We start from the raw sequence: 20,149 nt of genomic DNA, 5'->3' as shown, positions 1-20,149 counted from the left end.
CGCGAAGGCGATGGATCATCCAGAGCTGATTTGACTGACACAGCGCTTTCGCGAGCAGGCTCGCTCCCACAGGGGGCGGTGGTGTCAGTGAATGATCCAGCTCAACAACCACAACCCCAGCAGCAACCAGATGATCCCGGCAATGATCGACGCATTCATGAACGCCCGGATCGCGGACCACAGCAGCATCAGCCCGACAATCAGCGCAAGAATGCTAATGATCGAGGTATCCATCCCCAGCGTTTGTGCCAAACCATCGACAAAGTTGCTGCCGGCATTGCTGAGCATATTGAACAAGCCGCTGAGACCGTCGACGATAAACCGGATCACCGAGCCGAGCGCCTGGCCGAGCCATTCGAAAAAGCTTTCTACACGCATGTGTGCATCCTGATGAAAGAGCTGAGCCTTGGGCCACACCGAGGGTGGCCGAGTTCCCTGCATGATAGAAGGTTTGCACGGGGATTGTGTGGGAGCGAGCCTGCTCGCGAAAGCGCCGTGTCAGTCCAATCAAGTCTGGATGAGCCGCCTTCGCGAGCAGGCTCGCTCCCACAATAGTTCACCGGCAACCCTTGCCTTCGGTGGGTATCCCCCCGAAGCTATACGCCTTCAGGAGAGCCCGATGAACCTTGTTGAACTGACCGAACGCCTGCACGCCATTCGCGACCGCAATGACTGGCGGCAATTTCATAGCCCGAAAAACCTCGCCATGGCCGCCAGCGTCGAAATGTCCGAGCTGGTGGAAATCTTCCAGTGGCTGAGCGAAGACCAGTCGCGCCAGTTGCCCGCTGACAAACTGGCTCACGCCGGGCAGGAAGTCGGCGATATCGTCCTGTATCTGTTGCTGCTGTGCAGCGAGTTGGGCCTGGACATGAACGAGGTGGTGCGCGCCAAGCTCGCCGACAGCGAACGGCGGTTCAGCTGATGGGCGACCGGCATTTCGATCAGTTGGCGACGCGGTTCGCCGAAAAAATCTACGGCGGTGCCAAAGGCGCGATCCGCCTCGCGGTGTTGCAGGCCGACCTCGCCGAAGCGCTGCCGGATCGCTCGTTGCGTGTGCTCGACATCGGCGGTGGCCTGGGGCACATGTCGCTGTGGCTGGCGGAACGCGGTCACGACATCACCTTCACCGAGCCGGCCGCGCCAATGCTCGAAGGCGCGCGCCAGCGGTTCGCCGAGGCCGGGCACAGCGCGACATTCATTCAGGCGCCATGGCAGGAGCTGCCAGGGCAACTCACTGAACGTTACGATCTGGTGATCTGTCACGCCGTGCTCGAGTGGCTGGCCGAACCCCATGCGATCCTGCCGGTGTTGCATCAACTGACCCGGCCCGACGGCTGGTTGTCGCTGGCGTTCTACAACCGCGACGCGCTGATTTACCGCAATCTGCTCAAGGGCCATTTCAAGAAAATGCGCAGCAACGTCATGGCCGGCGAAAAACAGAGCCTGACCCCGCAGCAGCCACTCGACCCGCGGGAGCTGGCAACGCAACTCGACGGTTTGTGGCAGGTCGAAAGCCAGAGCGGGGTGCGGGTTTTTCACGATTACATGCCGGTGGAATTCCAGGGCCGCGCGCCATTGGCGGATTTGCTCGAAATGGAACTCGCACACCGCCGTCACCCAAGCTTCGCCGGGCTTGGGCGCTACCTGCACTGGATCTGCCGGCCGATCTGACGGGAGCCTCACATGAACGCTCATTCCGGGTTATTGCTGATGTGTCTGGGGTTGGCCGCCTGCCAGGGCAGCAACCCCTACGTGGCGCAGTCGCGGCCCTTGCCGCCCGCGCCCGTGCAAGCGGCCAACACGTTTGACCGTAGCGCTTACCCGGCGCCACCTCGCGATTACGCACGCTATCGCAGTTGGACGTGGCTCAACGGGCAACTGCCGCCAGGCAGCGCATGGGCCGATTCGGCGCAGGTGGCCGAAGCCGTGAGCAATGCCCTCGACCAGCGCGGCTTGCGTCCGCTGCACGATCATCGCCCGGCCGATCTTTGGGTCAGCGCAAACCTGCATCTGGAAACCCGTTTGCGCCAGGTGCGCGACGATTATGGCTCCTACGGTGGCTACGGCGGCTATGATCGATATGGACGCGGTTACGGCATGTACAACACGGTGCCGATCGTGCGCACTTACCAGGAGCAAGTCGTCGTGGTGCGGGTTGAGCTGTTTGACGCGGGCACCGGTCAACCGGTCTGGAGTGCCAGCGCCGAAACCGGCGCTCAAGGCAATCAGATCGAGCGCAGCGACTCGATCCGCGACGCTGTGGAAAAGGCCCTGTCGGCGTATCCTCCCGCTTAGCGGCTGTTTGAAAGCTCCCGCGGGTTCATGTCTTCAACCGGAGAAAAGCCCATGTTCCGTCGTCTCGCTTTACTGGTCATGGTCGCGCTGCTCACTGCGTGCGCGTCCAACCAGGTTAATCATGATTTCGACGCCAGCCGCGACTTTGCCGCGTATCGCAACTGGAGCTGGAAAGAACCCGCCCTGCAATATCGCCCCGATGACCCGCGCATCAAGAGCGACCTGACCGAGCAACGCATCCGCCAGGCAGTGGCCGACCAACTCGATCAGCGCGGTTTGCGCCCGGCCACTGCCGGCGCCAGGGCTGACTTGAATGTGCAGGCTTATCTGATCGTCGAGGATCGCCAGCAGCAAGTGACGACCAATTACGGCGGCGGTTGGGGCGGCCCGTGGAACGGCTACTGGGGCGCGCCGATGTACAACGAGACGCGCAACATCACTTACAAGGTCGCGACCGTGCAGATCGACCTGCTGGACGGCAAGGACGGCAAACTGGTCTGGCGCGGCAGCGATGAGCAGATGCTCGCCAGCCGGCCGAACCCGGAAGATCGCAGCAGTGCCATCCGCGAAACGGTGGCGCGGATTCTGGCGAACTATCCACCGCGTTGAGCCCCCTTTTTCTAGCCAGACACAAATCCCTTGTAGGAGTGAGCCTGCTCGCGATAACGGTGTATCAGCCAGGTAATATGTGCCTGACACACCGCTATCGCGAGCAGGCTCACTCCTACAGGGGTATGTGACTGGCATTGCGCGACGCCAGCACGCTCGCTCCACCGCGTCTACACTCAAGCCCACCAATGGAGGCAGCGCTCGGCATCGCGCCGGCAAAGGAGTGCGCCATGTTGCCTGGTTCGCAACTCAACGGCCCGACCCGGCAACGCGGCGCGATCGGCTTGATGGCGGCCGCCACGCTCAGTCTGGCGCTGGTGTTGATGCTGCTGGTGGTCGACACAGGCCGTCTGTACATGGAGCAGCGCAAACTGCAGCGCGTGGTGGACAACGCCGCGCTCGAAGCCGTCAGTCGCGGCGGCAATTGCCTGCCCGGGCTGACAGCGGCCACTTTCGCCGGGCAAAGCGCGCTGCGTAACGGCTACATCGTCAACGCCGGCAACACCCTCGCCACCACCTGCGGCATGCTGGTGACCGCCGCCAGCGGTTTACGCACCTTTACCCTGGATGCCACTCAGTCGGGCGCGGTCAGAGTCGCCGCCAGCCGCACACTGACCAGCAGTTTCGCCGGTGGTGTGCAGGCGCTGTTCAGTGCCGCGCCGGTCAGCCTCAACACCACCCTCAATGCCTCGGCAGTTGCCGCCAAACCCCAGCCGACCATCGCCCAGTTAAATATTCGCAGCACTCTGGCGAGCGTCGATACCGCCCGCTCGAACATTCTCAATCCGCTGTTTTCCGGGCTGCTCGGCGGTAACGTCAGCCTCACGGCGCTGGGCTGGGAGGGCCTGCTCAACACCGACATCAACCTGCTCAAATACCTCGATCAACTGGCGATCAACCTTAACGTCGCTGCCGGGAATTACACACAGTTGCTCAATACCCAAGCCACCGTGACCCAATTACTCCAGGCCGCCGCGACGGTGGTGCAACTCGATGGCGCGACGGCCCAGGTGATCACTGCGCTGGGTCAGTTACAGGTAGCGGCGGCCAACGCCGCGCCGGTCAGGCTGGGTGAAATTCTGCAACTGCAGACCGGCACCACGGCGGCGGGTCTGGATGCGAATCTGCAGTTGTTGCAACTGGTGCAAGGCGTGGTGCAACTGGCCAACAGCAAAAGTGCGGTGGCGGCGACCTTGCCGGTCAATGTGCTCGGTCTGGCGGGTGTCACGGTACGGGTGAAGGTTATCGAGCCGCCGCAGTTTTCCGCCATCGGCGACCCGGCCCGGGCCAAGGCCGACCCGCTGGGGCCAGACCGGATTTATGTGCGCACGGCGCAGGTTCGTACGATGCTGTCGGTGAATTTGCCGGTGTTGACCGGGGTTACGGGATTGGAGAATGCAGTGCTGGGACTGGTTGGCACATTGACGCCGACGCTTAATGCTTTGCTGAGCCTGAATCTGGTGGATACGCTCAACTCGCTCGGTTGCCTGTTGGGCGCCGGTTGCGAACAGCTCGCCCCGAAGCTGCTGCCGTTACCGCAAATCGACATCGCACTGGATGCCGGCGGCGCTGAAAGTTATGTCACCGACTTCCGCTGCCCGACGGGCAACACCGGCAGCAAAAGCCTGACCGCCCACACCGTTACCTCGGTTGCTGACCTCATGCTTGGCAAGATCGACCCGACCCTTGCGTTCTCTTCGGCAGCCAAGCCTACGGTTGCACCGTTGCCGCTGGTTGATCTGGGTATCGTGACCTGCCACAAGATTCTCGGCATCGGCAGTTGCAATCCCGCCACGCATGTTCAATTCGGCGCGGGTGGCATCGCCCTCAAGCTCGACACCAGCGTGGCGGAAAATACCCAGAATCTGATTTTTTCCAGCAACACACCCTTCGCCACGCCCGCCAACCTCAAGCTGCCACCGAGCATCCAGTCCGCGGCGCCGACCAGCAATATCGTCGGCAGCCTGTCGAACACCCTGGCGGGGATCAATCTGATCGTCTACAAACCGGTAGGCAGCAACCCGCTGGGCGCCGTCATCACGGGTGTGGCCTCGTTGATCGGCGATGTCAGCACCCGCTTGTTACCTGTCGTCACCGGGCTGATCAGCCCCTTGCTCGACCCGTTGTTGAACAACCTGCTCAGCGGTCTGGGCATCAACCTGATGGACGTCGACGTCGGCGCCAACATGACTTGCGGCCAGACCGGCAAGGCTTATCTGGTGATTTGAGCGTCTGTTGCCAAAGGCAATTCTATGCAAAACCGTGCGCCCTCCACCGAGTTACACACGCTCAGGTGTCCGCCCATATTGGCGATGATGCCGTAACTCACCGACAGCCCCAGGCCCGTGCCGACACCGATCGGTTTGGTGGTGAAAAACGGCTCGAAAATCCGCTCGAGCAATCGCGGATCGATGCCGCCGCCATTGTCCTCGACCCACAGCCGCACGTTCTCCTCGTCGCGCTCGGCATAGATCGAAATCCATGGCTTGAACGCGGAATCGTTCACGCGCTTGGCCAGCAGGGCGTCGCGAGCGTTGACCATCAGGTTGATCAACACTTGCTCAAGCTGATCGACGTAACCGCACACCCGAGCCTCGAAGCCGGTCGCGCTGATGCGCAGGTCCACGCCTTTGCCGCGCATGCCTTCGGCCAGCAGCGACAGCGTGCCCTCAATGGCCGAAGCGGGGTTGAACAGCTGTTGCTCGATTTCCGAACGTCGGCCGAACACCCGCATGTGATCCACCACCTTGGCGGCGCGCTGCACCTGGGAGTCGATGCGGTTGAGTTTGTCGATCAGGTAATCGAGTTGCACCTCGCCGTTGTTCAGGCGCTTGAGCACGTTGACGATGGCCATGCGCATCACGTTCAACGGCTGATTGATTTCATGGGCAAGGCCGGTGGCCATTTCGCCGAGCGTGGCCATCTTCGCGCTTTGCGTGAGTTGCTGCTGCGAGCGGCGTACCTCGGTGTTGTCGCGCCCCACGGCCTGGATTTCAAGCAACTGCCCGCTTTCATCGAACACACCGCGATCCGACCAGACCCACCAGGCGTGTTCACGGCCAGGCAATTGCAGGCTGATTTCGGCGGTGCTCACCGGCTGTTGCGGGGTCAGCAGGGCCAGGCGCTGAACAAATGCGCTGCGTTGTTCGTCGGACATCCAGCCGCCCAGGTCGATGCCCGGCACCTGTTCCGGCGTGCATTCCAGATAAGTCGCCAGCGGCCGGTTGGCAAAGGTCAGCGTCAGGTCCGGGCGGTAGCGGCAGATCATCGCGGGCGAGTCTTCGACGAGAATCCGGTAGCGTTCTTCGTTCAGCCGAACCTGCTCGGCGGCCAGGGTGGCGTCGGTAACGTCGAGCCACAGACCGACCGCTTCGACCGGCAGGCCGAGATCGTTGCGCAACAGCCTGGCCTCATCGAGCAACCAGTGATAATCGCCCCGGCGGTCACGCAGCCGATAACGCGTGCGCACCGAGCCTTCGCGCAGCAACTGGCGGCTGCGCTCGAAATACACCTCGCGGTCTTCGGGGTGCACGCGCTCGATCAGGCCGGCCGCGCTGCACTCTTCCAGCGTCCAGCCGAGCAGGGGTTGCAGGCTGGCGCTGAAAAACGCCGGGTGCAGGGCTCCTTCCTCATAGCGCTGGACATAAATCACCGCCGGCGAACTGGCGATCAGGTTGTCCAGCCGAGCATGAGCGGCAGCGGCCAGTTGCTGCTGGTTCTGGATGTCGCTGATGTCGAGCATGAATCCCACCAGACGCCGATGCTCGCCGGTACCGCTGACTTGGCCCTGGATGCGGTACCAGGCAGGTGGTTGTCCTGTGTCGGTGTGGTGCAGACGGACGCACAAGGTCAGCGCTTCTCCTTGCCGTTGCAGGGCGTGCAAGCGGCTGCGCAACTCATCGCGATCGGCGGGATGGATATGCTTGAGCCAGTCTTCGACGGGCAATCTGGCGTCGTTGAGGTGCAGCGTGGCGGCCAGCGATGGCGCCAAAGCAATCCCGCCGGCGTCGCTGATTTCCCACCAGCCGGTGCCGAGCAGGGTTTGCAGGGATTCAAGACGCTCCATCGACTGCTGATGCTGTTGCTCGCGCAAGCGGCTGAGCAGCGGGCCGGCCAGTGCACCGGCCAATGACAGCCAGTCCCGGTCCGTCAGCGAGGGGGCGGCTTGATCGACGGCGTAAACACCGCAGAGCAGCCACGCCACCACCCCCTGGTCATTGCTGTATGGCACGGCAAAACCGCTGGCGCTGGCGAAGATCGCCTGCACCCGAGTGTGCTCCTGCAAACCATGATGAGCGCCGAAACGTTGCGGCGCGGTGCCGTTCAGACTGTCCAGCGCGGTGCCCAGGCGTTGACCGTCCTGCCACAGTTGCGGAGCATCGTGGCGGTGAAACGCTTGGTGTATCTGCCAGCCCTGGCCCTGCTCATCGAGCAAGGCCACGGCCAGGCAGGGGATGTGCCAGTGTTGCGCGATGGCTTGCAGTTGTTCGCCAAGCACCGCCGGCAAGCGTGTCAGGCTGCACGTGCGCAGGCGTTCGCTGACTTGTGCGGCGAGGGTCTGGCAGGCCTCGCGATGGCGCGACTGTTGGCGTTCGCGCAGCAGGTCGGCGATATCGATCAGTTGCAAAAGCCAACCTTCGCCCAGCGGCTGTACCCAGCCGCGCAGGTGCAGGGGCTGCTCGCCGTGGCTGGAAAAATCGAGGTCGAGCACTTGGCCTTGCCAGTCCCGGGGCTGTCCCTCAACGGCCAGCGTGCTGTGCGCCAGCAGATACGCACTCAACGGTAGCGGCTGGCCGTGGGGGGGGTGCTGCGCCAGCAAATGGCGCAGCGGTCCGGCCATTTGCAGGACGCCACCCGCGCCGTCCAGATACAGGTGCAAACCGGTGCTCTGCGCGCCGAGCGGATCAGGCAACTCGTGGGCGGCGGTCGGTGCGCGCTTGAGCAGGCGCCCGAAAAGATTGTCCCCGGCGGTCAAAATTGCAGGCTCGATGCGGCAGTCAGGTGACTGGGCAGGTTGGGCACGGTGCCGATCCCCGGCAGCACCAGAAAGGGCATGACCTGATTGAGTTTGCTGACCGGGTAATTCACCGTGACCGTCAAGGTGCCGGTGGCGGCGTCATAGACCGCGCTGGTGTCGACCCCGATCACCAGATTCAGCGCCGTTGGCAGCCATTGCAATCGCTGGGTCAGGGCGGCATTGGCGGTATTGACCACGACCGTCGAGTAGTTGGGTGTAGTCGGATCGACCGCGACGCTGCGGCGCACCGCTTCAGCGGTGGCCTCGTTGAACGATTGCATCATTACAAAAGGCAGGCTGTAGCTGACCAGGCCGTAAAACACGGCGAAAAAAATGATGAACACCAAAGCGAATTCAATCGCCACCGCACCTTTTTGCGACTTCCGAAAGCCGGTTCTCATCCGTGCGTCTACCCTGACAGTCACTGCGTAGTCTGAGCATAGAATCATTCAGCCAACACGGACGGTTTTTAGCGGATGCAGATTTTCTTCCTCCTGATTTGGCTGACACTTTGCGCTGTGCAAGACGCCCGGCAACGGCAAATTTCCAATGCCTGGACGTTCGGCGCAGGTGCCTTCGCGCTGGTCTGGCTACTGTCGACCGGCAACACCTGGCTTGGGGCTGACGCGGGGCAGGGCGGCTGGGCTTGTCTGATTGCGCTGGTGCTGACACTGCCCGGTTACGTCATGGGGCGCATGGGCGCCGGCGATGTGAAATTAATGACAGCTCTGGGTCTTGCGACGAACGGTCTGTTCATTCTCGGCGCGTTTATCGGCGCTGGCGTCGCGAGTCTGCTCTGGCTGCTGCTGGCGCCAAGAGTCTGGCTTCATATGTCTCAAGGGCTTAGGCAACGTTTTCATCATCTGGCCCCGCATACGTCAGAAAAGCTGCCATTTGCACCCTTTGTGCTGATCGGTGTGCTGCTTTTACTTCCCTGGATCCATTAATCGCCAGTTGCCACTAGTCCTATGTACATAGTCGGAAAGTGCGTCTAACTTCAGACGAGGTGATCACACCGCCAAAGTGCAGAAACCGTCAGCTTTGGCCCGAGCAAGGGAGTGGTTCGTGAACAAGCTAATCTCTGCAGTAAAAATTCTGGTTGTCGATGATCAATCGCTGATCGTTGAAGAACTCTGTGAATTTCTTGAAAGCAGTGGCTACCGTTGCGTGCCGTGTCATTCCAGTCAGCAGGCGATCGAGCGTTTCAGCGTGGATGCGGAGATCGGGCTGGTGCTCAGCGATCTGCATATGCCGGACATGGACGGCATTCAGTTGATCCAGGCGCTGCAAAAGCTGGCCGGCCAGCATCGGGTGTTCGAGGCGATCATGCTCACCGGGCGAGCCGACAAGCAGGATGTGATCAAGGCGTTGCGGGCCGGGATTGCCGATTACTACCAGAAGCCGGTGGATCTGGATGAGCTGCTTGAAGGGGTCAAGCGCCAGGAGCTGGCTCTGCAGGAGCGACAAAAAAATCTGCACCTGGGGCATCTGAATCAGAAGTTGCAGTTCTTGTCCGAGTCGATTGATGACCTTTATCAGGATCTGGACAAGGTGCGTCGTCAGCCGGCGGCGGTGGTCAGTGACATGCTCGGCGGGGACGCGGCGCAGATGCCGGCGATCTTCGATCAGTTGTCGCCGCGCCAGCTTGATGTTGCGCGGCTGGTGGGCAAGGGGCAGACCAATTATCAGATTGCCTGTGAGTTGGGGATTACCGAGAACACGGTGAAGTTGTATGTGTCGCAGGTGTTGCGGTTGACGCATATGCATAATCGGACGCAGCTGGCGCTGGCCTTGTCGCCCGGTGCTGCTACTGTGCGTCAGGTTCGGGTGACGGCGCATTGACTTGGCGGCCTTTGGGCCGGCCATGTTGTTTGGGTTTTGGGGGGCATATCCGTTGCTGCGGTAACGGCTGCTTAGGGTTCCGCCCTTACGGCGGGTGACTTTGGGGGCCCAAAGTAACCAAAGGCCTTTTGCCCTGACGTGCGGCCCCTCGCTGTGGCTCGGGGTGCCTTCGCTGCGGGATCGATCCGGGCGCAGCGTCTCCGGTTTGCTTCGCTGCACCTCCTCTCGCTGTGTTTGGCTGCGCCAAACGGTCGCTGCGCTCCCACGCCCGGATCAATCCCTCCGCTCAGCCTTCCGACGGGCGCCGTGTATCAAGATCAAGAGCTTTACTCGAGCTAACGCTCATTGTGTTGAGTGGTGAGAAGCAAAAGCGGTACTCGAGCTAACGCTCATCGTGTTGAGTGGTGAGAAGCAAAAGCGGTACTCGAGCTAACGCTCATTGTGCTGAGTGGTTAGAAGCCAACGCGGTTTGCTTTGCTTTTCTGTGGGAGCTGGCTTGCCAGCGAAGGCGGCCTGCCAGCCGACCCATATTCATCAGACTCCACGCGATTCAATTGTAGGAGTGAGCCTGTTCGCGAAAGCGTCCGACCAGCCGCCTCATCTCAATCAGATTCACCCAATCCCAACTGTGGGAGCTGGCTTGCCAGCGAAGGCGACCTGCCAGCCGCCCCATTTCCTCCTGACCCACCACAATCCTACTGTAGGAGTGAGCCTGCTCGCGAAGACGTCCGACCAGCCACCTGATTGCCATCAGATTCACCCAATCCCAACTGTGGGAGCTGACTTGCCAGCGAAGGCTACCCAAAGGCACCAAAAAACTAATTCTTGCTCTCGATCTTCCCCCCCGCATCCGGGTCATAAAAATCCGGAATTTCGTATTGGTATTTCTTCAGCCAGCGCTGCATCGCCAGTTCGCGTTCGGTAGCGGTGGCGCTTTGGGGGTTGGCGGAGGCGGCTTTGTTGCGGCTTTGCAGGAGGAGCCAGCCTTCGGTTTCCTGTTGTTGCGCCGAGGCCGGGCCGGCGTCGATGGCGTGGGTGTTCACGGGCAGGGTGAGCAGGGTGAGGTAGCACAGGCCTTTGAGGGTGTTCATGGCGGGCTCCTTATTTGACCGACGGCGGCAGCGGGTCGATGACGGCTGCGACTTGATCGCCGGGCGCTGCTTTGGCGTTGATTGGGGTTTTCAGTTTTTCTGCGCGTTGCCGGGCTTCGGTGAATTGTTCGGGGGTCAGTTTCGAGCGGCTGACGATTTCGGCGGCTTGCTGCCAGTTGTTCTGGTATAGCAGCAAAGTGACCATGTTCAGTGTCGCCAACTGGTTGTCCTGAGTGAGTTCAATGGCGGTGAGGAATTCGAATCGGGCCTCGTTCAGGCGCAGTTGGTTGAGGTAGACCACGCCCAGGTCGTTGCGAATTTTTTCGTCGGTCGGGGCCAGGCGTACGGCGCGTTGCAAGTGGGCCTGGGCCTGGCCGTTGTCGCCGCGGGCGGCGTAGAGTTGGCCCAGACCGTGTTCGGCCTGGGCGGTGAGGCAGCCGCCGAGCAGGCTGCGGTAGAGCGGCTCGGCTTCGTTGCGGCCGAGCAGGCGATAGACCTTGGCTTTGCGCAGGCGTACTTCGCTGAGGTTGTCTGGCAGGCTTTGCAGGTTCGCGAGGCTGGCGTGGAGCTTGTCGTCGTTGGCCAGATCGTCCGCCAGGTTCAGGGCCAGTTCTTGCTCCGAGGTCAGTTTGCTGCAACTGGCCGGCGACAGCAGCGAGGTCCACGGTGCCTGGCCGTCGGTGGCGCAGCCGCCGAGCAGCAACAGGCTTGCGACGATTATCAGTAGTTTCATCAAGCGCTCTCCATGAGCCAGCGTCAGTTTGCAAACGCCCGGGTGATTGCGGTGAAGCCCGGGCCGGCCAGTACGATCAGCAGGGCTGGAAACAGAAACAGCATCATCACTACCGACATCTTCGCCGACATTTTCGAGATGTATTCCTGCAAGCGAGTCAGGCGTCGGTCGTCCAGCAGTTGCTTGAGCGCCAGCAACGATTTCATCGCACCGCCGCCCTGGTGGATCAACTGGTGGAGGATGACGCAGGTGTCGGTGAATTCGTCGACGGCGAGCATCACCGCGGTCTTGTGCAGTTCCTGCCCCAATTCCAGGCCCGAGTCGACCCGGGTCAGCAGCAGGCGCAGTTCGCGGGTCAGTTCCGGCAGCAGTTTGTGCCCTTCGGTGCTGAGCACGCGCAGGGCTTGTTCGACGGCCATGCCGGATTCGAAAAGGATGCGCAGCAGCGGAATAAACGTGGAAATCTCCACCGCGATGGTTTTCTGTCGGCGTGCGGCGGCATAGGCCAATATGCGTTTGGGCAGCAAATAGCCGCCCCCGGCGGCGAACATCGGCGCCAGCCAGCGGTGGGTCGCCTGGGGGAAAAACACTTCTTGCAGAAAGACCGCCAGTCCCAGGGCCAGCAATGGCGTGCCGATCTGGCAGGCGGCGAACAGTGCGCGCTCGTTGGCGCGCCGCCAGCCGAGGCGGCTGAGCAGGGTCTGGGTTTCGCTGTCGATGCTCACCGAACGCTGGCCGAAGCGGCTGTTGCCCAGTGCCCGCAGCCAGTGGCCGAAGCGATTCTCGCGCACCAGTTGCCCTTGCAGGCGCAGGCTGATCTGACGGGCGCGGCGGCGTTCGGTCAGCCAGTGATTGCCCGCCAGCAACAGGGCGCCGAGCAACAGCAGGAGGGCGGCGAGCCAGACCATCTCAGACGCTCCGCAACATGCGCCACAGCGCCAGACTGCCAAACACCTGCAAGCTCGCGGCAGTGAGCAGCATGGTCTGGCCGCCGGAGTCGTTCCACATGCCCAGCATGTAGCCGGGGTTGGTCAGCATGAAATAGCTGACCAGGATCAACGGCAGCGAACCCAGCACCCAGGCGGTCATGCGTGTTTCGCCGGTCAGTGCGCGCAGTTGGCGTGCGCCCTGGTCGCGTTCGCGGATCAGTTTGATCAGGTTCTCCAACAGCTCGCTGGCGTTGCCGCCGTAGCGGTGGTTGACCTTCAGGCCCAGGGCGAACATGCGCAGTTCGTCCTGCTCGTAGAGTTCGGCAAAATCACTGATCGCATCCGGCAGGTTGACGCCCAGTTGCACGTTGCGCTGCACCCGGCCCATGGCGGTTTTCAGTGGGTCCTCGCTGGCTTCGATGGCGCCCAGCACCGCGTCACTGAGGGTGCGCCCGGACTTGAGACTGCGCACGGTGTGGTCGAGCAATTGCGGCAGTTGCTCGATCATGCGTTTGATCCGGCGCTGATAGCGGATGGCGATGTACACCCGCAAGGCCACTGGCGGGGCGATGAGCATGATCAGCAGCCCGGCCCAACTGGCGGTTAAAAACCCCAGGCCCATCGCCAAGGCCCACAGGCTCAGCCACACACCCAAACGCTCGCTCGGGCGCCCAAGGCCGGCGCGCAAAAACATCCGTTCAAGGCCGACCCGCTTCGGCTGTTCGGCGGTCAGTTGCGGCTGACCGGCGGCCAGTCGGCTGAGGACTTTTTCCGTCGCGGTCTTGCGCAGACCCTGCACAAAGAGATGGATCGACAGCCCGAGCAAGACCAGGCAAAGGGCGATCAGTACAAGCGGTCCCAGCATCTGCGAGCTCCTTGCCGTCAGCCCAGGTGGGTGTCGTGGCGCAACTTGTCGCCGGCCGGATTGACCGCTTCGCGCAGGAAGCCGAAACCCGTACGGCGGTCGAGGCGGAACAGGGTGTTGGTGACGTAGACGTCTTCGCGGATGCCGACCACTTCCACCACTTCGCTGACGCAGCGGCGGCCGTCGGGCATGCGCGTCAATTGGATGATCACATCGAGTGCGGCGCAGATCATCTGGCGCAGGGTGCGTTCGGCGATGGAACGTCCGGTCAGGCCCACCAGCGTCTCCAGGCGCAGCAAGGCATCCTGGGCATTGTTGGCGTGCACGGTGCTCATCGAGCCGTCATGGCCGGTGTTCATGGCCGTGAGCACATCGACCACTTCGACGCCGCGGATTTCACCGAGGATGATCCGGTCGGGACGCATGCGCAGGGCGTTGCGGATCAGGTCGCTGGCCTTCACTTCGCCGTGGCCTTCGGCGTTCGGCGGACGGGTTTCCAGGCGCACGACGTGAGGGTGGCCCAGTTGCAGTTCGGCGACGTCTTCGATGGTGACCAGACGCTCGTGAGGATTGATCAACTGGCTGAGAATATTCAGCAGCGTGGTCTTGCCGGTGCCGGTGCCGCCGCTGATTAGAATGTTGCAGCGCTTGCCAACGGCGTCCTGCAGAAACTCGAAGATCGCCAGATCGATGGTCTGCATGGCCATCAGGTCGGTGCTTTTGAGCATGTCCTTGCGAAACTTGCGAATCGACAGGCACGGGCCGTCCAGGGCAATCGGCGGGATGATCGCGTTGACCCGGCTACCGTCGGGCAGGCGTGCGTCGACCATCGGCGAAGATTCATCGAGGCGCCGTCCCAGCGGCGCGAGGATGCGCTGCATGACCCGCTCGACGTGGTGCGCATCGATAAAGCGCAGGTCGCTCTGGTGCAGTACGCCGTCGCGCTCGATGAACACCCGGTGCGGACCGTTGACCAGAATTTCCGTCACCGACGGGTCGCGCAGCAACACTTCCAGCGGGCCGAAACCGGTGAGTTCGTCGACGATTTCCTCGCCCAGCCGCTCCATTTCGTAGCGGGAGATCGCCAGGTGGAGGCGGGCGATGTATTCGGCGACCTTGTCGGTGACGAAGTGCGCCAGTTGCGGGCGCGCGCCTTCCAGCAGGTTTTTTCCCGACTCTTCGATGGCGTCGATGATGTAGCGATGCAGAACCAGCTTCAGGCCCTCGTGATCGGTGTTGCCGATCGCACCGCGTGGCGTCGAGCCAAACAGTTTTTCTGCGCTCATGAGTTGCCTCGCAGACGATCGAACCAGGTCACCTTCGGTTTGCTCAGGCCTTCCGAGCGTTTGGCCAGGCGTTCGCCGAGGGTGCGCAGGCTCTGGGTGAGTTTTTCCCGTGGGGCCAGTTCGAACAGGCTCACGCCCTGGTTTTTTGCATTCAGGCGCACTTCCGGATTGAAGGCCAGCACCGCAAATACTTCCAGATTAAAGGTCTTGCCGAGGGTTTCCGAATCGGGGGCAACGTGGCTCAGATAGCGGTCGATCAGCAGTCGCCCGTGCTCAAGCTTCATGCCTTTTTCGCGCCACAGGTTGAGCACCGCGAGGTTGCGCCGGCAGTTGAGTACGTTCTGATCGGTGTACCACAGCAGCTTGTCGCAGTGGCTGACGAAGGTGCGCAACGCTTCGCTGTCCGCTTGCCCGGTGAGGTTCACCACGATGTGCTGAAAGTGCTGGCGCAGGGCGCTGAGCAGCATGTACAGCTCGGCGGCACTGGTGGTCTCCAGCGGCTCGTCGGTGCTGGCGTAGGCGAGGATGCGCAGGCCGTTGTCGGCACTGGTAAAAGCGCTGTCGATCAGCGTAGCGTCGAGGCGGCGCAAGTGGCGCAAGGCATCGCCGAAGTGAAACGAACTTTCCAGGCCCAGCAGCGCGAGACTGTCGCCGCGGGGCAGGCCGAGATCGAGCAGCAGCGTTTGCTGGCCGCTTTGCTGCACCACCATCGCCATGTGATTGGCGAGCAAGGCGCCGTCCGAGCTGCTCTGCACTCCGTACAGGACGGTGAGGCCACCCAATTGCGTGTTCGGCGCGACCGCCGGCAGCCTTTTGCTCAGACGCCGCACCAGCCCGGCGACCTCACTGGAACGTGAGCCATAGGCGACAAAGTCCCGCGCGCCGGCGCGCATCGCGTTCAGCACAAGCTGATTGTCCATGCCGTCGCCCAGGGCGACGATCGCCAGCATCGGCTTGGCTTCCAGCGCACCTTCGATCAGCGCGCTCTGGGCCACGATATGCTCGCGGTCAAGACCGACGAAGACCAAATGGGCGAACGTCACATCGACCAGTGCCAGCAGTTCGTCAAGGCTGCCGGCACCGGCGCTGACCACTTGGCCCAGCGGCGCGAGGGCGCTTTGCAGCCACTCCAGGTCGGTGCTGTTGCGGGTGATGGCGAGGAAGGTCTGGCTCAGGTTCTGGTTCATTGGGACAACCCGCTGCGCTTGTCGAAATTACCGTTTTCGAGGAAAAACATGCGGTAGAAGTTGGGGTCGTAGTTACGCAGTTTTTCCCCCGGTAACGACGGCAGTTGCGCATCGGCGGCCAGCGGGTGCACCAGATGCGGAGTGACGATCATCAACAATTCACGTTCTTCGCGCTTGATTTGCGACCCCTTGAAAAACGCACCCAGCACCGGAATGTCGCCCAGGCCGGGAAACTTGTTCACTTGCGAGCTGTTGGTGGTGCTGATCAGGCCGCTGATGACGAAACTTTCGCCATCGCCCAGCGACACGCTGGTGTCGGTGCGGCGGATGGTCAGCGCCGGCACCGTGGTGCCGGCAATGTTCACTGCATTGGCAAAATCCAGTTCGCTGACTTCCGGGGCGACCTTCAGGGAGATGCGGTCACGGCCGATGATGGTTGGCGTCAGGGTCAGGCGGATGCCGAATTCCTTGTACTCGATCGACACACTGTCGCTGCCTGAACTGGGCACCGGAATCGGAATTTCACCGCCGGCGAGAAAACTTGCGCTTTGCCCGTTCAGCGCCACCAGACTGGGCCGCGCCAGGGTGTAGGCGAAGCCGCTGGTTTCCAGGGCGTTGATGATCGCCATGGTCTTGCCGCCGATCCACGAGAAGTTGAACAACGAGTTGTCCACCGGCAGGCGCGGCTGCGGCACGCCGTCGATAGGCGGCAGCGTGCCAGGCGAGCCGAAGAGGAAATTGCCGCGGGTGCCGATCAGCGACGCTGTGGCTTCCTTGAGTTTGGTGCGGCTGACTTCGACGAAGCGAATGTCGGTCTGCACCTGGGACGGCAGGCTCGGATCGTCCGACGGTACGCGGCTGGTCAGGGCGCTGGTGGCGGCGCCCTGGACAAATACCATGGCCTGTTGCGGCTGCGCCGAGCACGCCGTCCAGACCATCAGGCTGGTTGCACCCGGACCGACGCCGGTGAGCAGAAAGGACGCGCTGCCGTTGGCGTGCACGTCGGCAATTTTCGGATCACCGATCGCCAGACGAGTGATCGCCACCGGCGACTGCATATCCTGCTGAAAGCCCTCGCCGATCTCGATGACGGAAGGCAGTTGTCTGAGCGCCGCGCAATTGCCGACCGCCGCGAGCGCGACGTCCATCGACAGTCCCAGCAGCAACAAGGCCCGAAGTACAGATTTCACGGTCGGTCTGAGTCGACTCTGCATGCACTTGAATCCTTGCGCCGTCATGGGGTTTGCTGGCTGAGCTGGTTGCCGCGAATGATCTCCACCGCAGGCCTGGGTGCAGCGCTGGAAGTAGCGCTGGACGGTGTTTTCTGCGCGCCGGCCAAGGCCAGTTGGGTGAACTGGAAGAGTTGGCTGTTGGCTTTGTCGAGCTGCGCGGGGGACTGGCCTTCGCCAGCCCAGTATTTGGCCAGGCGCTGCTCTTCGCTGCTGCGCACGGCCAGGCGTAACGTGCCGACCTGGGTCGCCAGCATCAGGCGGCTGAGGAGTTTTTCCGGCACCGCCAGCACCACGGTGCGCGCGGCAACCCGGCGTTGATCCTGTTTGATTTTTTCCTCGGCGCTCAAGGCCGGGGAGGCCGGCTGGCCGTCGTTGGTCAAGCCGTACTGATCACCGACGCCGAGCACGCGCAGGGCCGGGACGACGATCTGTGCCGACTGCTGCAGGTTGCTCGCATCCTCACGCAGGTAGAGCAGCACATCCACGTAGTCGCCCGGCAGCAGTTGTCCGGCGGCGCCGATCACTTCGTCGACGGCCACGGTCAAGGCGCGTTCGTCGCTGTGAATCATCCGCGCCAAGGCGCCGCCGGCCTGAAAACTTTCCTCGTTGAGCCAGGTGCCGGCGCGCAGGTGGCGCCAAGGTGTACGCCCGATGGCCTGGTCGACGCTGGCGAGGCTGCCGGCCGGTGCGCTGCGCAGTTTTTCCACGGCCACATCGGCGGCGGTCAGCGGGGTGAAGGGCGGCACATCGTGCAGCAGCACCACCACGGCCTGGCGGGTCTGGTCTTCGGCAATCGCGACAGTTTTTTCAAGGGCGACGGCTGGCGCTGCGGGCGCCTCGGCGACAGGGGCCGGTTGGCGGCTGAGGACCAGTCCCCAGTAACCGACGAAAACAGCACCGAGCAGCAGCAGCGCGGCAAGGCCCATGGTGATGCGACTGTTCATGACGGCTCTCCCTTTCCTGCTGCACAACCCAACTGCATTTTGTTCGCGAGAGGAGTACTGATTCGGCAGCTATGAACATGCAACTATTTCGCTATTTCCAAGCTAGCTGATCCAAGCAAAAGCGCCATTAATGACAGGCAAATAACCCACCAAAGTATGGGGCTTGGCCAATTAACAGCAGGAAACGTCGCTGAAAGGGTGGGATTAATGCTTTGTGATTAATCCGTTCTTACAGTTGTTGGGACGGGGTTTGTTGACAATGCTCAAGCAGCACGGTGGAACCTTGCCGCGGTAGTGTTGTCGGCGCCAGAGGCGCGAAGGAGTGGAGCTATGTTTGGTATGACTTTCGATTATCTGTTGGCCCGGACCCGGACTTTCTGCAAAAGCGAAGAAGCTGCGTCGGCTATTGAATACGCAATCGTTGCGGCGATGGTGGCCGTGGTGGTTGTGGTGTTTGTAACGCCCATTGGCGCTAAGGTCCTGGCGATTTTCAACGCCATTCTGACCGAGCTCGGTGGAACCGCCGAGGTCAGGCCTACGACGTGACACGAGGTTTCCCGTTCTTTTTCGATGCCTGAGCAGCCAGTGATACAAGGCCCGCGCAGGCATTGTCGAGGTCATTGGATTTCCGGTATCCGGCGGTCCACTGGCGCAAAGGAGAAACCTTATGCTCCTTGAATACCTGATCGCGCGCTGGCGCACGTTTCTGGTGAGTACCGAAGCGGCTTCGGCCATTGAATATGCAATTGTCGTCGCCATGGTGGCGGTGGTGGTCGTGGTGTTCATTACGCCGCTGGGTACCAAGGTTTTCGATATCTTCAACAGCGTGCTGGTGTCTCTCGGCGGCACCGCGCAGACGGCGCCGGTGCAGACACCCTGACGCGGCTGGCGCTCGCGCCTGGTCGATGGCGCGCTACACTTGGGGTTACTTTCAGTGTTCAGGGGTTGCCCATGAATTCTCGCTCGCTGCCGCGCCAGCAGTTGCTTCTGGTTGACGATGAAGAGGACGCGTTGCTGGAGTTGGCTGAGTTGCTGGAGGGTGAGGGGTTTGTGTGTCATACCGCGACGTCGGTGAAGCTGGCGTTGCATCTGCTGACCCGGCATCCGGATATTGCGTTGGTGATTACTGATTTGCGCATGCCGGAGGAGTCGGGCATGTCGTTGATCAGGCGCTTGCGCGAGCACACGTCGCGCGAGCATTTGCCGGTGATTGTGATGTCGGGGCATGCGGATATGGAGGATGTCAGCGACATGTTGCGGTTGCAGGTGCTGGATCTTTTTCGCAAGCCGATTTATCACGTGCGGTTGTTGGAGACTCTGGATAATCTGTTTCCCAAGCCTCGGGTTCAGGCCGGGTGAACTCGGCGGCCTTTGGGCCGACCGTGTTGGTGGGGGGTTGGGTGAATATCCGTTTTTTTCGGTGCTGCGGCTGGCGGTTCCGCCCTGACGGCGGGTCACTTTGGGGGCCCAAAGTAACCAAAGGCCTTTTGCCCTGACGTGCGGCCCCTCGCCTGGGCTCGGGGTGCCTTCGCTGCGGGATCGATCCGGGCGCAGCGTCTCCGGTTTGCTTCGCTGCACCTCCTCTCGCTGTGTTTGGCTGCGCCAAACGGTCGCTGCGCTCCCACGCCCGGATCAATCCCTCCACTCAGCCTTCCGACGGGCGCTGTGCATCAAGATCAAGAGCGTTACTCGAGCTAACGCTCATTGTTGAGTGGGGCGGCTTCGCCGCGGGCAGCTGCGCTGCGTTGCTTTTCTGTGAGAGCGAGCCTGCTCGCGAAGGCGGCCTGACAGCCGACCTGTTTCTTGCTGGATGCACACGATCAAAACTGTAGGAGTGAGCCTGCTCTTGATGGCGGCCTGACAGCCAACCGATCTCTCCCAGATGTACATCATTCCTGTGGGAGCTGGCTTGCCAGCGAAGGCGGCCTTACAGCCGACCTGTTTCTTGCTGGATGCACACGATCAAAGCTGTAGGAGTGAGCCTGCTCTTGATGGCGGCCTGACAGCCAACCGATCTCTCCCAGATGTACATCATTCCTGTGGGAGCTGGCTTGCCAGCGAAGGCGGCCTTACAGCCGACCTGTTTCTTGCTGGATGCACACGATCAAAGCTGTAGGAG

The 20,149-nt window shown here is 61.9% G+C and carries 21 protein-coding genes; 10 read left to right on the top strand and 11 right to left on the bottom strand.

Going from position 1 to position 20,149, the window contains the following annotated elements:
• Window positions 1-84 precede the first annotated feature (84 nt).
• Window positions 85-378 (bottom strand): hypothetical protein, encoded by a 294-nt coding sequence (locus HU743_RS26385; protein WP_186620537.1) that lies wholly within the window; start codon window positions 376-378, stop codon window positions 85-87.
• A gap of 241 nt (window positions 379-619) precedes the next feature.
• Here HU743_RS26385 and HU743_RS26380 point away from each other — a divergent pair, with 241 nt between their 5' ends.
• The 5 genes from HU743_RS26380 to HU743_RS26360 all read left to right on the top strand — a co-directional run bounded on the left by HU743_RS26380 (window position 620) and on the right by HU743_RS26360 (window position 5,132).
• Window positions 620-922, top strand: coding sequence for a MazG-like family protein (locus HU743_RS26380; RefSeq protein ID WP_053116915.1), 303 nt, complete (start codon window positions 620-622; stop codon window positions 920-922).
• A complete protein-coding gene (locus HU743_RS26375; protein ID WP_186652248.1) occupies window positions 922-1,671 on the top strand; it encodes a methyltransferase domain-containing protein in 750 nt (249 codons plus the stop codon). Before HU743_RS26380 ends, HU743_RS26375 begins: the two co-directional genes overlap by 1 nt.
• Window positions 1,672-1,683: 12 nt before the next feature.
• On the top strand, window positions 1,684-2,295 hold the full coding sequence (locus HU743_RS26370) for a DUF4136 domain-containing protein (protein ID WP_186652246.1): 612 nt from the start codon (window positions 1,684-1,686) through the stop codon (window positions 2,293-2,295).
• A 51-nt stretch (window positions 2,296-2,346) separates the two neighbouring features.
• Window positions 2,347-2,904 carry a DUF4136 domain-containing protein gene (locus tag HU743_RS26365; RefSeq protein ID WP_186620542.1) on the top strand — a complete coding sequence of 186 codons (558 nt, stop codon included), beginning with the start codon at window positions 2,347-2,349 and terminating at the stop codon, window positions 2,902-2,904.
• A 230-nt stretch (window positions 2,905-3,134) separates the two neighbouring features.
• Complete coding sequence (locus HU743_RS26360; protein ID WP_186652244.1) at window positions 3,135-5,132, top strand: pilus assembly protein TadG-related protein; 1,998 nt, start codon at window positions 3,135-3,137, stop codon at window positions 5,130-5,132.
• On the opposite strand, the gene HU743_RS26355 is transcribed toward HU743_RS26360, so the two are convergent.
• Window positions 5,117-7,879: an ATP-binding protein gene (locus HU743_RS26355; protein ID WP_186652242.1), complete on the bottom strand. Its 2,763-nt coding sequence runs from the start codon at window positions 7,877-7,879 to the stop codon at window positions 5,117-5,119. The genes HU743_RS26360 and HU743_RS26355 overlap by 16 nt on opposite strands.
• The gene (locus HU743_RS26350; RefSeq protein WP_186547455.1) at window positions 7,876-8,322 is read right to left on the bottom strand and encodes a TadE/TadG family type IV pilus assembly protein; all 447 of its coding nucleotides are present in this window, start codon (window positions 8,320-8,322) and stop codon (window positions 7,876-7,878) included. Before HU743_RS26350 ends, HU743_RS26355 begins: the two co-directional genes overlap by 4 nt.
• A 75-nt stretch (window positions 8,323-8,397) precedes the next feature.
• Here HU743_RS26350 and HU743_RS26345 point away from each other — a divergent pair, with 75 nt between their 5' ends.
• Window positions 8,398-8,868: a prepilin peptidase gene (locus HU743_RS26345; protein WP_186652240.1), complete on the top strand. Its 471-nt coding sequence runs from the start codon at window positions 8,398-8,400 to the stop codon at window positions 8,866-8,868.
• Window positions 8,869-8,986: 118 nt separating this feature from the next.
• Window positions 8,987-9,763, top strand: coding sequence for a response regulator (locus HU743_RS26340; protein ID WP_186652238.1), 777 nt, complete (start codon window positions 8,987-8,989; stop codon window positions 9,761-9,763).
• Window positions 9,764-10,581: 818 nt separating this feature from the next.
• Here the strand turns inward: HU743_RS26340 and HU743_RS26335 are convergent.
• The 8 genes from HU743_RS26335 to cpaB are packed head-to-tail and all read right to left on the bottom strand — an operon-like array spanning window position 10,582 to window position 18,030.
• Window positions 10,582-10,854: a DUF3613 domain-containing protein gene (locus HU743_RS26335; protein WP_186652236.1), complete on the bottom strand. Its 273-nt coding sequence runs from the start codon at window positions 10,852-10,854 to the stop codon at window positions 10,582-10,584.
• 10 nt (window positions 10,855-10,864) lie between these two features.
• Window positions 10,865-11,587, bottom strand: coding sequence for a tetratricopeptide repeat protein (locus tag HU743_RS26330; RefSeq protein WP_186652234.1), 723 nt, complete (start codon window positions 11,585-11,587; stop codon window positions 10,865-10,867).
• A gap of 23 nt (window positions 11,588-11,610) precedes the next feature.
• The gene (locus HU743_RS26325; RefSeq protein WP_186652232.1) at window positions 11,611-12,495 is read right to left on the bottom strand and encodes a type II secretion system F family protein; all 885 of its coding nucleotides are present in this window, start codon (window positions 12,493-12,495) and stop codon (window positions 11,611-11,613) included.
• A gap of 1 nt (window position 12,496) precedes the next feature.
• Window positions 12,497-13,381 carry a type II secretion system F family protein gene (locus HU743_RS26320; RefSeq protein ID WP_186652230.1) on the bottom strand — a complete coding sequence of 295 codons (885 nt, stop codon included), beginning with the start codon at window positions 13,379-13,381 and terminating at the stop codon, window positions 12,497-12,499.
• A 17-nt stretch (window positions 13,382-13,398) separates the two neighbouring features.
• Window positions 13,399-14,667: a CpaF family protein gene (locus HU743_RS26315; RefSeq protein ID WP_186652228.1), complete on the bottom strand. Its 1,269-nt coding sequence runs from the start codon at window positions 14,665-14,667 to the stop codon at window positions 13,399-13,401.
• Window positions 14,664-15,854: a pilus assembly protein gene (locus HU743_RS26310; RefSeq protein WP_186652226.1), complete on the bottom strand. Its 1,191-nt coding sequence runs from the start codon at window positions 15,852-15,854 to the stop codon at window positions 14,664-14,666. Before HU743_RS26310 ends, HU743_RS26315 begins: the two co-directional genes overlap by 4 nt.
• Window positions 15,851-17,068 carry a type II and III secretion system protein family protein gene (locus tag HU743_RS26305; RefSeq protein WP_186652224.1) on the bottom strand — a complete coding sequence of 406 codons (1,218 nt, stop codon included), beginning with the start codon at window positions 17,066-17,068 and terminating at the stop codon, window positions 15,851-15,853. The genes HU743_RS26310 and HU743_RS26305 overlap by 4 nt, the downstream gene beginning before the upstream one ends.
• A 20-nt stretch (window positions 17,069-17,088) precedes the next feature.
• Complete coding sequence (gene cpaB / locus HU743_RS26300) at window positions 17,089-18,030, bottom strand: Flp pilus assembly protein CpaB (RefSeq protein ID WP_186652222.1); 942 nt, start codon at window positions 18,028-18,030, stop codon at window positions 17,089-17,091.
• Between the two features lie 339 nt (window positions 18,031-18,369).
• On the opposite strand from cpaB, the gene HU743_RS26295 reads away from it, so the two are divergent.
• The 3 genes from HU743_RS26295 to HU743_RS26285 all read left to right on the top strand — a co-directional run bounded on the left by HU743_RS26295 (window position 18,370) and on the right by HU743_RS26285 (window position 19,389).
• Window positions 18,370-18,576, top strand: coding sequence for a Flp family type IVb pilin (locus HU743_RS26295; RefSeq protein WP_186652250.1), 207 nt, complete (start codon window positions 18,370-18,372; stop codon window positions 18,574-18,576).
• A gap of 121 nt (window positions 18,577-18,697) precedes the next feature.
• Entirely contained in the window at window positions 18,698-18,910 is a 213-nt protein-coding gene (locus HU743_RS26290; protein WP_186652219.1) for a Flp family type IVb pilin, read from the top strand.
• Window positions 18,911-18,981: 71 nt separating this feature from the next.
• Entirely contained in the window at window positions 18,982-19,389 is a 408-nt protein-coding gene (locus HU743_RS26285; RefSeq protein ID WP_186620560.1) for a response regulator, read from the top strand.
• The last annotated feature ends 760 nt before the right edge of the window (window positions 19,390-20,149 follow it).

Origin of the sequence: Pseudomonas sp. SWRI99 (assembly GCF_014270125.1) — a bacterium.
Classification (GTDB): domain Bacteria; phylum Pseudomonadota; class Gammaproteobacteria; order Pseudomonadales; family Pseudomonadaceae; genus Aquipseudomonas; species Aquipseudomonas hamedanensis.
Note: the sequence above shows the minus strand (reverse complement) of the source record. Positions and strands in the feature narration are given on the sequence as shown.